Below are 14071 nucleotides of genomic sequence, written 5' to 3' on the forward strand. Positions count from 1 at the left end.
AATAAAAAAACGGAGCGACTGTTTTTACTGCAGTCGCTCCTTTCACATAATAAATCATTTGACTGTCTTAAAAACCAATCGAGATTTTTCTAAGGCAGCCCTTATTGGTATCTCACAAGTTCAATTTCAAAAATAAGATTGGTGTTCGGTGGGATCGCCTCGCCCATACCCGCCGGGCCGTAGGCATGCTTTGAAGGAATATGAACTTCGCGGATGCCGCCCGGCTTCATCCCCTGCATTCCTTCGCTCCATCCCGAAATCAGCAGATAGCCAATTTGACAGGGATAAGGAGCTCCCTCTTTTGAACTTTGGATGAGTTTTCCTTTTTTGCCTTCGATATCCGGCCACAGAGTATAGTGAGCAACAACTTTATCGCCGGTTCCGCAGGCTTTGCCGTCGCCGACTTTCATATCCATATACGACACGCCGCTCGGATTAGTAACCATTTTAGGAGCCCCTTGCTTTTTCTTCTCAGCTTTCATGCCTTTACTCCTCTTTTCTACCGCGCTCGAGCTATCAACCGACGATGTGTCGGCTTTGACGCTGTCAGCCTTCTTTCCCATCTGTTCTTCAGCCGGTTTCTCCGGAGTCTTGGTCGTGTCATCGGTTGCCGCATTGAGTGTCAAGGCCGCCAAACTCAGGCCGACACAGGCAATCAAAATTTTACTCACCATGTAAACATCTCACTTTCTCAAAAATTATATTGAATCGTTAATATACTGTATTCATCCAGTTCATACCATGATTGTTTCTTCGCGCTTGGCACCAGTCGAGATAACGCAGATGGTCACCCCGAGGTCATCGGCTATGTAGCGGAGGTATTTCTGCGCTTTGAGAGGCAGACTATCAAACGAAGTCAATCCGGTTGTGTCACTTTCCCAGCCGGGCATCGTTTTGTAGACAGGTTTTACATGGGCAAGTTCAGCTAAATCGAGCGGGACCTCGCTCATAGTTTCGCCATTGAGTTGGTACTGGGTGCAGATATTCAATTCAGCAAAATTATCGAGCACATCGAGTTTTGTGATAGCGATGGAATCGACTCCGTTGATACGCACGGCGTGTCTGAGCGCGACCAAATCAAGCCAGCCGCAACGCCGCGGACGGCCAGTGACCGAACCATATTCGTCCCCTTGCAAACGGAGCTGTTCTCCGGTTGCATCGACAAGTTCAGTCGGGAACGGCCCGGCGCCAACACGTGTCGTGTATGCCTTCACAACGCCGGTTACCTCATCGATCATGCCCGGCCCGACCCCAAGTCCGGTCAGGGCTCCGCCTGAGGTTGTGTTTGACGATGTTGCAAAGGGATATGTGCCCAGATCGACATCGAGCATTGAGCCCTGTGCGCCTTCAAATAAAATAGTCTTTCCCTCTTTGGCCGCTTTATTTAGGGCAAGCGAGACATCGACAACCATCGGACGCAACCATTCAGTGAGTCCTTGAAGTTCTTCGAAGGTTCTATTGATATCAGCGCGCGGATCGGTTGATCCATCGAAATAACGCGCTTTGATTATTCTCTGGTAATCGAGCCGTTTGCGAAGCCGCTCAGGGGCGAAGAGATCGACCACTCGTATTCCATGCCGCGCGACTTTGTCTACATACGCCGGCCCGATACCGCGCATAGTCGTGCCGATTGAACCAGTGCCGCGAGATTCTTCTTCGACCGCATCTATGAGTTTATGGTACGGCAACACCATATTGGCCGCGGGGGAAACGAAAAGACGGCCTTGGTAGTTGATTCCTTTTTGGGCGAGAACATCAAGTTCTTCCTTGAAAGCAAAGGGATCGAGCACGACACCATTGCCGATGAAGCAAATTTTCCCGGGATGAATTATTCCTGATGGAATGAGCCGGAGAATATATTTTGTGCCGCCGACTAAAATGGTATGTCCGGCGTTGGCGCCGCCTTGGTAGCGGGCGATGATATCGGCATCGGCGGCGAGCAGATCAACAATCTTCCCTTTGCCTTCATCCCCCCATTGACAGCCGACAATTATCCTGTTTTTACCCATGTGCTGGCGCTTTCTGTTTGTGACTGTGGTCGTGTAAAAGGTCGCGGATTGCCGCGGCAAGTTCATTTTGTCCTTCGCCAGTAACAATGGAAAAGGATATCGCTCCCACACCCAAATCCGACTCGATCTGCGCCACTTTCCGTTTGAGCGCATCACGTCCAATCTTATCTGATTTTGTGACAACTGTCAAGACCGGCAATTCGCGGGTTCTGAGCCAATCGAGAAGTTGGACGTCTTCGGGTGTGGGATTGCGCCGGCAATCCAAGAGCAGTAATAGACCGATGAGCTTCTTTTCTTGAGTGAGATAATCTTCGATAAGTTTCCCCCAGCCAGCCTTTGTTTCTTTGGCAACTTTGGCGTAGCCGTAGCCGGGCAGGTCGACCAGGTGGTATTTATTGTTCACGAGAAAAAAATTGAGCGATCGAGTTTTGCCGGGAGTCGATGAAACTTTGGCGATATTTTTTTGGCCGAACACTTTATTGAGAAGCGATGATTTGCCAACATTAGAGCGGCCAGCAACGGCGATCTGGGGGCGACGGTCATTGGGAAGCTGGCTCTGCTTAAAAAACGAACCGACAAAATCGACAGTCAGCTTTTTTGATGTAGGACTGCTTGGCTTGCGGATCATGAGCGTGTAGTTATAAGGGAGCGACCCGCTAATCATTAAATTCGCCGGGCAATGTCGCTGCCCTCTACTTTACTCTTTGCAGTCTGATACGGAGTGCGAACAAGCGAGAGCTTAATAACTTCCTTTACCGACGACACAAAATGCAGTTTTAGGCCTTCGAGAAGCTCAGGCTGTATCTCAACCACATCTTTGCGGTTTCGCTCAGGAACAATTATTTCGTTGATGCCGATTCGTTTGGCGGCCAGCAGTTTTTCATTGAGGCCGCCTATAGGAAGGACATCGCCGCTGAGGGTGATTTCTCCCGTCATGGCAATATCAGTTCGCACGGGAATATTAGTCAGGCTCGACAGCATTGCTGTCAGAAGTGTGACACCCGCCGACGGTCCGTCTTTTGGCACCGCGCCCTCGGGAATATGGACATGGAGTTCGAGCGTTTCGAAGAAGTCATGGCTCAACCCCAACTCCTTGGCATGGTTGCGAATATAGGACATGGCCGCTGTGCCGGATTCGCGCATGACATCGCCAAGCGAGCCGGTGAGAGTGAGTTTTGCTTTACCCCGCATGGGAACGACTTCGACTGGGAGGACCTCGCCGCCGAGTTCGGTCCATGCCAGACCAACCGCATAGCCGATTGTCGGAATGGGTTTGATATTGGTGTCGATATACTTTCTCGCGCCAAGAAATTTCTGTGCTTTAGTTTTGCTGATGACTACTTTGCGAAGTTTTTTCCCTTCGGCTAACTCCACGGCTATTTTGCGGAGCATACTGCTCAGTTGACGTTCGAGTTCACGTACGCCCGATTCCCGGGTATAGTGATTGATGACTTCGTAGATTGCTTCGCTGCTCAATTGAACAAGAGATGGATCCAAGCCGAATTCGGAAACCAGTTTTGGAAGAAGAAAATCACGGGCTATGGCGGCCTTCTCAAAATCAAGATATCCGGGCAGACGGATAATTTCCATTCTGTCGCGAAGCGGTTCAGGAATACCAGCGGTTGAGTTGGCCGTGGTAATGAAAAGAATATTGGACAAATCATAATCCAATTCGAGATAATTGTCATAAAATGTCGAGTTCTGTTCTGGATCGAGCACTTCCAAAAGTGCAGCCGCCGGATCACCGCGGAAATCACGTCCGATTTTGTCGACTTCGTCAAGCAGAAAAAGCGGATTGGATGACTCGGCTTTTTTGAGCGACTGAATGATACGGCCCGGAAGGGCGCCGATATACGTTCTCCGGTGTCCGCGAATTTCGGCTTCGTCATGAATACCACCGAGCGACATGCGGACGAATTTCCTGCCCAAGGCATGGGCTATTGATCGGCCAATCGATGTCTTTCCGACACCCGGAGGGCCAACCAAACAGAGGATTGGCCCTTTGACTCTTCCCGCAAGACGGATAACAGCCAGATGCTCAAGGATTCTTCGTTTGGCTTTATCTAAACCAAAGTGGTCGCCGTCGAGGATTGATTTTACCGAGGCGAAATCGGTTCTGTCCTGGGTATTGACTTTCCATGGCAAGCAGATGAGCCATTCAAGATATGAGCGGACGACGCCCGACTCGGCTGAATAGGGATGCATTTTGGAAAGTTTTTTGAGTTCCTCTTCGGCTTTTGCCTTTGCCTTTTCAGGAAAATCTCCGCTTTCGATCTTGGTAAGTAGATCATCGACTTCGCCAATCGATTCATCGGATTGTCCGAGTTCGTCTTTGATTGCTTTGAGTTGCTGTTGAAGATACATCTCGCGCTGCCCGCGTGACATAGACTCACGCACCGAACCTTCAATCTTCATCTCAATTTTGAGAATTTCTATCTCTTCTTTGAGAATGTCGGCAAGTACCGCGAACTGGTCGCGTACGGTTACGGCTTCGAGTATCCGCTGTTTAATATCGATTTTGTGCAGTAAGTGCGCGGCGATTGTGTCTGCCAGTTGATGATACTGATCGATTGAAGCCAGAGAGACAAGGACCTCATCGGGAATACGGCGATTCATTCTCACATATTCAGTGAACTGCTCGGCAACTGAGCGGGACAGGGCCTCGATTTCACGATTGGCAACTTTTGTTTCCGGCGGATAGAGTTTAATTTTAGCCGAAAGAAATCCCTCAGTTCTGGACACTGCGAGCAGTTCTGCGCGGAAAAGTCCCTCAACGAGTACTTTCAGCGAGCCATTGGGCAGTTTCATGACCTGTAAAACCCGCGCGACAACACCGAACGAATATAGATCGCCCGGTTTGGGATTATCAGTTCCCGGCGAGCGCTGCGCCACAAGCAAGACCTGTTTATCAAGGATCATCGCTTCCTGAAGCGCCTGCACGGTGAATTTACGTCCGACAAGCAGCGGATATATCATGTGCGGAAATACCACTACATCCCGGAGCGGGATGACTGGTAGTCTGGATTTGACATCAATTTCTTCTGAATTATGCTTTAACTTCATATCGTTCAGTTCTTGTACACACTTTCGATCTAGGAGGACGAATTACATCGGAACATAGGCAATTGTTCCGCGTGTGGGAATAGTTTTTCCGCAAATTATCTTAAATTGTGGCTCAAATGTCCGGTAAGTTATTGAGAGGAAAAGAGTAAACTCGTACAAGATTCCTACTGCCGAAAGTACCAGATTTCGGTAATCCAAAGAACTATGAAGGCCAACATAACAAGCGCCGCTATGAGGTACGCCCGAGGAGTCCAATTCCCCCGTTCCAACACCACACGCTGGGGCATTGAGTGGTGTTCGGCGGAAATCATCTCAAGGGTGACTTTTAGTTCTTCGGCATTCCGAATCTGCTCATCTGGATCATGTGACAGGAGTTTTTTGACGAGCAACTGAATATCAGTGGGAATGGCATTATTTTCTTCAGACGAGAATTCGGGCTTGGCTTTAGGTCTGTTTCCCATCAATAACTCAAAGAAAACGGCTCCGAGGGAATAGAGGTCACTTTGCGACGATAGGTTTCTCTGCACAATCTGCTCGGGCGCAAAATGGGACAGATTATCCGGGTATTTTGACTGAATGCGGTCATAATCCAGAGGCAATCCGCAATCGACAATTCGGACAGTTCCATCCGTCGTAATAATGATATTACTTGCGCAGATGTTGCCATGAACAAGCTCTTGGGCATGAATAGCATTGAGACATTTGGCAAGCTGGAGCGCGTAATCCAAAAAACCAGCGGTGGCCAATTTTTTGCCTTTGGCTATTTCACTAGCGTTTATGCCGTCGATATAATCCCGAATAGCGTAGTAGCTCCAATCCTGTTCAAGAATCGAATCAAATGCGGCAATTCGGTTTTTCCCCAGCCGGGCAAAATTACTCAAGTCCTGGTTGACTGCTGCGCGAATCTCTGGATCGGCAAGTTGCGGATGTGATAACCTTTTTAGGATTATTTTGCGGTTTGTGTCACGTTCAAGCGCGATCCATGTCTCGCCGCTTTTGCTCTCGCCGAGCTGCTCGACTATGTCAAACTGCGATAGCTGTTTCATCGAGTATCTGTATCAGCCCACCAGTGTGAGTTTGGCGTAACGCGCCATAATCTTTTTGACGCCGAGCCCGGAGAACATAATCTCAAGCCGCAATGAGTCGCCGAATCCATCGGATTTTATAATTTTGCCCCGGCCAAAAGTGGGATGTGAGACAAGCCGCCCGATTTTCATCGTTTCATTCTCATCGTATTCATAATGCACACCCGTTTTGACCACACGCTCTGAAGATGAAGCACGGGAGTTGTATCCATTGCTGCTTAGAGGCAGCCCGGCTTGGACTGCGGTTCGCGTGCGAAGGTCTGTCCTGTCAAGGAGATTTTGAGGGATTTCTTTGATGAAGCGGGATGGGATGGATTCGACTTCGCCGAAACGATGCCGAACTGATGCCGATGTAAGGTATAATCGATGTCGCGCTCTGGTCGCTCCGACATAGAAGAGCCTTCGCTCCTCTTCCAACTGCAGCGGGTCATCAAATGATCTCTGCATGGGAAATAAACCTTCTTCAAGGCCGACCAGATAAACAGTGTCGTATTCCAATCCTTTAGCCGAATGAATGGTCATCATTGTGACCTTGTCGTCGATTTCACGATACTGGTCCAAATCTGTAAAGAGCGAAATCTCGGAGAGATATTCAACAAGATGCCCATCAGATCGCGCCCGGGCAAACTCGGCGGTACCTTCGATAAAGGCTTCCACGTTCTCAATTTTGGTTTGTCCCAGCACCGGGTCTTCGGATAACAGTTCGGTCAGAATGCTGATATCAGTCACAAGATTTTGGGTGAGCAAATCAACAGGAATGCTTGAGGCTTGGGCACGGTACTTTTCTATCATTTCAATGAACGGCTCGATGCGTTTGTATTTTCCGGCAAGCTCGGGGTACTGCGCCGACTGTCGGGCAATATCATAGCGGGAGCGCCCCTCTTTTCGGGCTAAGACGGCAATATCATCGACTGTTTTGTCTCCGATCCCGCGTTTGGGGTAGTTGATAACTCTTTCGAAGGAAATATCATCTTTTGGATTGGCTATAAGTTTCAGGTAGGCCAGAAGGTCTTTGATTTCTTTTCGCTGATAGAACGAGACGCCGCCGACAATCTGATAAGCAATATTATTCCGGCGGAATTGTTCTTCGAAAGCTCGTGACTGGGCATTGGTGCGATAGAGGATAACGGTCTGCTTTAATGATAACCCATCCGAGCCATTACGCCCGGAAATAATCCGTGTACACACTTCAGTCGCCTCGGCTTCGGCAGAATCGACCAGAAGCAGGCGAATCATATCTCCATCGCCGGCATCGGTCCAGAGTGTTTTCCCTTTGCGCTGGGAGTTATGTTTTATTACCGATGAGGCGGCTTTGAGAATGGCGCCGGTGGAGCGGTAATTTTGTTCAAGCTTGATTATTTTGGCGCCGGGATAGTCCTTTTCAAATCCGAGGATGTTCTGGATGTCGGCTCCGCGCCAGCCATAGATGGATTGGTCTTCGTCACCGACCACACAGATATTGTCATGGCCGCCCAGAAGATTCCTAAGCAAAAGATATTGCACACGGTTGGTGTCCTGGTATTCGTCGACCATGAGGTATTTGAAGAAACGGCGGTATTTTTCGCCGATTTCGGTGTTGTTGGTCAACAACCAGACGGTGTTAGTGATGAGGTCATCGAAATCCATCGCCCCGCATTCCCGAAGACGCTTTTGATAGAGCGAATAGATTGTCGCGGTGCGCGACTCGAAATAACCATTGGCGGTTGCGGCAAACTGTTCCGGGCTCCTGAGTTGGTTTTTGGCGTCTGAGATTTTTCTGAGTTGTCCTTTTGGTGGAAACTGGGCGTCGGATATTCCGAGTTCTTTGATACAGCTCTTTATGAGCGAGAGAGAATCGGCGGAATCGAAAATAGTAAAATTGTTATCATATCCGATAACATGAGCTTCGCGCCGCAGAAGTCTCGCGCAGAAAGAGTGGAATGTCGAAACATTCATCGTCGCCGCTCCGGCTCCCACAAGCTGTGCGACGCGTTCTTTCATCTCGGCGGCGGCTTTGTTGGTGAAGGTCACCGCCAAAATCTGGTGCGGCTCGGCTTTGCGCTCGGTCAATATATAAGCCAGGCGGCGGGTTAACACACGCGTTTTGCCCGACCCGGCCCCCGCGATAATAAGAAGCGGACCTTCGGTGGTGGTGACCGCTTCGCGTTGCGGGTCATTGAGATCTTTAAGCAGCCAATTCATATTCATACCAGTCGAAGAATATATGGCTTTGATATAGAATGGCAATGATATTTGAGGCGGGAGGGGCAAAGAAGGGGAAAGTTGGTGCACGAGGCTCTCATGTCCGCCCCACCACAGGGGTAGGCGTGGTGAAGCATACACCAACCACAAAAATACAGAATCGCTGAACCACGGGGGTTCATCGCTACATGGTCTTGTACCACACCGCTTACGGTGTGATCATATTTTTGGTACGGGGCAGAGACGCCCCGCACGAAAATGAGTGTGAGTTTGACATGCCGCGTCCGGGTCATTTCGAGCGAACAGCGAAGGATGAGTGCTGAGGCCACCGAAGTCCGCCTGTGGCGGGTGACTTGACGGTCATAAAATTGGCGGGTTCGGGGATCCACCACGGCGGACAAGCTTCCCCGCCCTACTTTTTGAAAATAGGAGTGTCGGGCATCCGCCGCGGCGGACCGACACCACGATATATTTGCAGTCAGGTCACACCTCTCCCTTCGCCCGCCTTGGCGGACTCAGAGAAAGCCAAGACCTGTCGGAACAAAAAATGCTGTCAGGCGCCCCGTTTCGATGGAGATGCCAAGCGACCCATTCCTTAGTCACGAAACCCGCTTTCGCTATAGAAAGAATGTCAATCGAATGGACGAGTGTGTGAGATTATCTGCCTTCTACGAACAAATTGATACCGAGCAGTGTATTATTTATAGACGAGTTTTTACCGCATCTAAAAATGGCAAACACAAAGATAGAACATGCCTATGAAACTGATCCCTGCTTTGATTGCAATGACAATCGCACTCTCGACAACTTTCGGCTGGATAACAGCCGATTTGGCTGAGAAGTCCGGCCGGAACAGAGTTTACTGGTTTTGTATCGGACTCATTCTTGGACCGTTCGGCCTGTTTGCAATTTTGATAACCGCCAGGAAATATATCTGCCGCAGTTGCCATCAAAAAGTAGAACCGCTCATAGGTCTCTGCCCAAGCTGTTTCAATCAATTAGAACAGCCCCGCCAGCGAATACATATTCCTGAATAGAATGTGAAATAGAGCCCGGCCTCCAAGATGCCCGCCATTGGAGGGGTTGCCCCCGACACCACTAAGAGGACAGCACCGTCCGCAGGTGGCGGGAAGTCCCTCCCAACAGCTTAAACCATTTGCCCAAAGCTTTGAGTTCTGCTATTATTACAGAGTATAGTCAGAGACACGAGGAATTTGGTGAAAAGAAGACCGCACATCTATGTCATATTCAGAATCTGAAATCTCCAAAATAACTGAAATCGTCGCTGGCAAAATGGGTGTGCGTATGGACGCCAAAGTCCTTCGTCAAGTTGTCGACCGTATTGTCGATTCATTGCGCGAGAAACAAGGCAATCCACCAACACAAGGCGTGATCCCCAAGGAATCAGAGCCGAAAACCAACGGCCACAGTCAGAACCCCGCTACGCTCACTTCGCTGGCATCTTCGTCGCCAACGCCGCCTTCGCTTCAACCTGTTCAGCCGACCGCCACAATTCATTCGTACCAGCCCCTCACACCTCAATCAGATCAGAACAAAGCTGACGCTAATCGAGGAGGTCTCTATGACCAAATTGAAAAGACTGACCGCACAAGAATTATCATCGCGGTATTTGGCAAAAACCGCCCGGGGATTGTTTCTTCGATTACTGCAGTACTTGCGGAGAATGGCTGTTCCATCGAAGATATTTCCCAGACAATTATGCAGGAGTTTTTCTCAATGATTATGGTTGTCGATATTAGCGGCTGTAAACTTGATTTCGCGGGACTTCGCGACAAAATCCAGTCGACCGAAACGCAGCTTGGTATGAAAGTCTATGTCATGCACGAAGATATTTTCCGGTATATGCACCGGATCTGAGACATTGCCCCATGTCGTACAAACCCGAAGAAATAATCGAGACCATCCACATGACCGAGGTCCAGCACCTCGATATTCGCACCGTCACAATGGGGATATCGCTTCGCGACTGTGCCGACCCTGACCCAAAACAACTGTTAGCCAAAATCCGCCGAAAAATTTTGACCAAAGCAGAAAATCATGTTCGGACGGTCGAATCAATTTCAAATGAGTATGGCATTCCAATTGCCAACAAAAGAATATCAGTCACACCTCTTGCCATTATTGCTGACGGACATACGGTCGACACATTTATTGCTATCGCCCAGACGCTCGATACCACAGCCGAAGAACTCGGGATAGATTATCTCGGCGGATTCGGCGCGCTTGTGCAAAAAGGAATGACAGCCGGAGACAAAAATCTCATCGACAGCATTCCCGACGCACTCGCCTCAACCAAACGAGTCTGCGCATTTGTCAATGTTGCCAGCACAAGAGCGGGTATTAATATGGATGCCGTCGCCCGGATGGGAACGATGATAAAAGAATTGGCCGGAAAGACTCATGAAGCCATCGGATGCTGTAAATTTGTCGTTTTCGCCAACTGTGTCGAAGACAATCCTTTTGTGGCCGGGGCTTTTCATGGAATCAGCGAACCAGAGACTGTCATCAATGTCGGTATCTCCGGGCCAGGAGTCGTACTTGCCGCTGTGAGACGCGCGGGGCAGTGTGATTTCGGGATTTTGGCCGAAGTTATCAAGCGCACTGCCTTCAAAGTTACCCGTATGGGAGAAATGGTCGGCAGGAAAGCATCGCAGAGACTTGGGGTCGAATTTGGCATTGTCGATCTCTCGCTTGCGCCGACTCCGGCCGAAGGGGATTCGGTGGCTGATATTCTCGAAGCGATAGGTGTCGAGCGGTGCGGTTGTCATGGCACAACCGCCGCTCTTATGCTTCTCAACGATGCCGTAAAAAAGGGGGGTCTTATGGCCTCTTCTTTTGTCGGCGGACTTTCCGGCGCGTTCATTCCGGTTGCCGAAGATCAGGGTATGATTCGCGCGGTCGAAGCTGGCGCGCTCTCGATTGAGAAACTTGAAGCGATGAGTTCGGTCTGCTCGGTAGGACTCGACATGGTAGCAATCCCAGGGGACACGCCGGCCGCGACGATCTCGGCTATTATCGCCGATGAATGCGCAATCGGTGTGGTCAATCACAAAACAACAGCAGTGCGGATAATTCCGGTTCCCGGCAAAATGGTTGGCCAGTCTGCCGAATACGGCGGATTGCTCGGAACAGCGCCAATAATGGCTGTGTCTAAATTTTCATCGGCAAATTTTATTGCCCGAGGTGGTCGGATTCCCGCCCCGGCATCAGGTATAAATAACTGACTTCAAAAATTGGAGGGATGGAAGATGAAGAGATTTATTTTTGGCGAGTTTGGAAAGAGCTCCAGCGCAAGTGATTTTGGGTTGCTTATTCTTCGCATGGCGGGACTCTCGCTCGCTCTTGCCCACGGCGTCGCAAAACTGCCGCCGTCGGAAGAGCTTGTCTCTGGAGTTGCCGCGCTTGGGATTCCCAATCCCTGTTCTCTTTGCATGGTTGGCCGCGCTGGCTGAGTCCGTGGGAGCCTTTCTCCTTGCGCTTGGCTTGATGACTCGCATTGCAGCGGCGATGATTGCCTTCACAATGGCGGTCGCCTTTACACTCGCACATGCCGCCGATCCATTTGGTGTAAAAGAATTGGCCTTCCTGTATGGAATAGTTGCCGTCTGTCTTCTCCTGACGGGTCCCGGCAAAATGTCCCTTGATTATTTTCTGAGCAAGAGAAGGTAATTCGTTCTAAGAAAACAAAACGTTCCAGATAAACAGCCCGATCATAATCGAGGCAATAACCACTTTGAGCAGACTTCCGGCGAGGAATCCGATAAAACTTCCGATTCCCGCGCGGAGAGCTTGGGCCTGATTTTTTCCTGCAAGCATTTCTCCGATGACGGCGCCGATAAACGCGCCAGCGATAAAGCCTATCAATCCGATACCCGGCAAAGCAAGTCCAGCAATCATTCCAACAAATGACCCGGCTGTCCCCATCCAGCTTCCGCCCATTTTTTTGATGCCGAGAATTGTGAGCAGCCATTCGGCAACGAAAGATACCCCGGTGAGGACAGTCAGTGTTATGAGTGTATTGCCGGTTATGTATTTGAAATCAGTAAGCAGGCCAAATCCAAAAGCCGCCAACAGAATTAAGGGTGTGCCGGGAATAATCGGCAGGATAACACCGGCCAATCCAACGAGCATAATGCCGAGCGCAAGAATAAAGAGCGTTATTTCCATACCAGACATAGCGGTAAATATATGACAATCTATACGCAAAAATACTGATTTGTTGCTCGCGTTACACAGCAGGCAATTGAATGTTGAGGGAACCCTATGTGTATAACTTATGCAGAATCGAAATCATCTGAAATATCGGTGAACTTAGATACTGCGTTCGCCCCGACGAAAGTTGGGGTTTTTTTTAGATGTATCATTTTGAATGATGCTCGCTTTTAACATATAAAACGAGAGTAGTATTTACAGAGCTAATTCAGTTGTCCCCGAATTTCGCCGTTTGGATTTTGTGTGGTAAGGACGTTGACATAGATATCTCCTGATTCAATTCGAGAAATGAGTACATCAATCGTCTGTCCGGCAAGCGGGCTAATTAGATCGGCATTAGCAATGACGCCTTCGGCAAGCACGCCCTGCATTCGGCCCTTGACGGTTGGTCCATCGAAGAGACGGAAAATAACCGGTCCGGTAGCGCCCATTTCTCCAAGGTGGAGGTGTGCGGCAGTTACATTTTCGATGTTCGAAACGATAACTTTATAATGAAGAGATGTTTCCTCTTTTGAAAGCCAGAAATTTGCCTGGCCTTGCGCGGTAGTGTTTACCGATGGAACATGCTCGTCTCCGGTCAGGTGTGTATTGAAGCGGCGACTATTCGCCAAGTTGTTTTCATTTGCAGCGACAAAGCTAAACAAAGCGAGCAATAATGCCAGTGATGCCAATTTTCTCATTTTGTGCCTCCTTACAGGAATGAGCTTCACTACCTGATACTGGCATGAGAGAGCTTGGTTCCGTCTTACCCACCAGACAAGGTGTAGCTTTGCAGGTATTGTTCATTAATGAGTTGTTGCACGCGCCCGACATCACGGTCGAAGAGGCGTTAGGTCACACCCGCCTGACACGGAATAATAATAAGGGCAGGCACGGGGACCTGCCCCTACGCAGCTATCGGCCGAATCAAATTCCCGTTGTAGGGGCAATCCCCCGTGGTTGCCCTCTTGATTCCGTCAACGCCCGACAGTCCGCCGCGGGGTACAGCACGAAGTCGTAAACAAAGGCTGGTGCACGAGGACGTATACCAGCCACGGGAAATACAGAATCGCGGAACCACCGTCGGCTGTGGCGGATTCTCTTCTCTTGTCATCCCAGTCTGCCGAAGGCGGAGGAACCATCTTCATCTTCGTGCAGGCTGTCTTCCATTGGCGGATTCGAAAATCTCTGCCAGCACCAGATTTACCACCGTGCAGTCAGGCGTCCCCGCCTGACTGTCTTCTTTTCTATTCCGTCGGGTCTTGGTCACTTCGAGCGAAAAGCGAGGAGTGAGTGCTGAGGCTTCCGAAGTCAGCCCACGGCGGGTGACCTGACGGCCACACTGTGCGCGACCGGGACGTCCCGCACGAATATCAAAACTGGGTACCGGCCTGCCCGCTGTGGCGGATTCGAAAATCTCTGGCCTGCACCATCCGAAAGATCACACCACAAACACAAACGGCCACTCTATTTCTAAAGTGGCCGTTCGGCTTACTAGCTCTATCAAGCGTGAGCTTGATA

At 49.9% G+C, this 14071-nt stretch carries 13 protein-coding genes; 5 read left to right on the forward strand and 8 right to left on the reverse strand.

Annotated features, from left to right (window positions below; genetic code table 11):
* Positions 1–101: 101 nt before the first annotated feature.
* From SGI97_08460 to SGI97_08485, 6 genes are all read right to left on the reverse strand, one after another.
* Complete coding sequence (locus SGI97_08460) at positions 102–674, reverse strand: FKBP-type peptidyl-prolyl cis-trans isomerase (protein MDZ4723917.1); 573 nt, start codon at positions 672–674, stop codon at positions 102–104.
* A 60-nt stretch (positions 675–734) separates the two neighbouring features.
* Positions 735–2009: an adenylosuccinate synthase gene (locus SGI97_08465; protein ID MDZ4723918.1), complete on the reverse strand. Its 1275-nt coding sequence runs from the start codon at positions 2007–2009 to the stop codon at positions 735–737.
* Positions 2002–2673: a ribosome biogenesis GTP-binding protein YihA/YsxC gene (gene yihA / locus SGI97_08470; GenBank protein MDZ4723919.1), complete on the reverse strand. Its 672-nt coding sequence runs from the start codon at positions 2671–2673 to the stop codon at positions 2002–2004. Before yihA ends, SGI97_08465 begins: the two co-directional genes overlap by 8 nt.
* Positions 2673–5072, reverse strand: coding sequence for an endopeptidase La (lon, locus tag SGI97_08475; protein MDZ4723920.1), 2400 nt, complete (start codon positions 5070–5072; stop codon positions 2673–2675). The genes yihA and lon overlap by 1 nt, the downstream gene beginning before the upstream one ends.
* A gap of 164 nt (positions 5073–5236) precedes the next feature.
* A complete protein-coding gene (locus SGI97_08480; protein ID MDZ4723921.1) occupies positions 5237–6118 on the reverse strand; it encodes a protein kinase in 882 nt (293 codons plus the stop codon).
* Between the two features lie 12 nt (positions 6119–6130).
* Positions 6131–8338, reverse strand: coding sequence for a UvrD-helicase domain-containing protein (locus SGI97_08485; GenBank protein MDZ4723922.1), 2208 nt, complete (start codon positions 8336–8338; stop codon positions 6131–6133).
* Between the two features lie 752 nt (positions 8339–9090).
* Between SGI97_08485 and SGI97_08490 the strand changes: the two genes are divergently transcribed.
* From SGI97_08490 to SGI97_08510, 5 genes are all read left to right on the forward strand, one after another.
* Entirely contained in the window at positions 9091–9375 is a 285-nt protein-coding gene (locus tag SGI97_08490) for a hypothetical protein (GenBank protein ID MDZ4723923.1), read from the forward strand.
* Between the two features lie 553 nt (positions 9376–9928).
* Positions 9929–10216 carry an ACT domain-containing protein gene (locus SGI97_08495; protein ID MDZ4723924.1) on the forward strand — a complete coding sequence of 96 codons (288 nt, stop codon included), beginning with the start codon at positions 9929–9931 and terminating at the stop codon, positions 10214–10216.
* An 11-nt stretch (positions 10217–10227) separates the two neighbouring features.
* The gene (locus tag SGI97_08500) at positions 10228–11583 is read left to right on the forward strand and encodes a PFL family protein (protein ID MDZ4723925.1); all 1356 of its coding nucleotides are present in this window, start codon (positions 10228–10230) and stop codon (positions 11581–11583) included.
* A 24-nt stretch (positions 11584–11607) separates the two neighbouring features.
* The gene (locus tag SGI97_08505; protein ID MDZ4723926.1) at positions 11608–11811 is read left to right on the forward strand and encodes a hypothetical protein; all 204 of its coding nucleotides are present in this window, start codon (positions 11608–11610) and stop codon (positions 11809–11811) included.
* Positions 11762–12028 carry a DoxX family protein gene (locus tag SGI97_08510; GenBank protein MDZ4723927.1) on the forward strand — a complete coding sequence of 89 codons (267 nt, stop codon included), beginning with the start codon at positions 11762–11764 and terminating at the stop codon, positions 12026–12028. The genes SGI97_08505 and SGI97_08510 overlap by 50 nt, the downstream gene beginning before the upstream one ends.
* A 6-nt stretch (positions 12029–12034) precedes the next feature.
* Here SGI97_08510 and SGI97_08515 read toward each other — a convergent pair whose 3' ends face one another.
* Together SGI97_08515 and SGI97_08520 are read right to left on the reverse strand one after the other, a co-directional pair.
* The gene (locus SGI97_08515; GenBank protein ID MDZ4723928.1) at positions 12035–12535 is read right to left on the reverse strand and encodes a DUF456 domain-containing protein; all 501 of its coding nucleotides are present in this window, start codon (positions 12533–12535) and stop codon (positions 12035–12037) included.
* Positions 12536–12774: 239 nt separating this feature from the next.
* The gene (locus SGI97_08520) at positions 12775–13251 is read right to left on the reverse strand and encodes a CHRD domain-containing protein (GenBank protein MDZ4723929.1); all 477 of its coding nucleotides are present in this window, start codon (positions 13249–13251) and stop codon (positions 12775–12777) included.
* Between the last annotated feature and the right edge of the window lie 820 nt (positions 13252–14071).

The organism is Candidatus Zixiibacteriota bacterium (genome assembly GCA_034439475.1).
Classification (GTDB): domain Bacteria; phylum Zixibacteria; class MSB-5A5; order GN15; family FEB-12; genus JAWXAN01.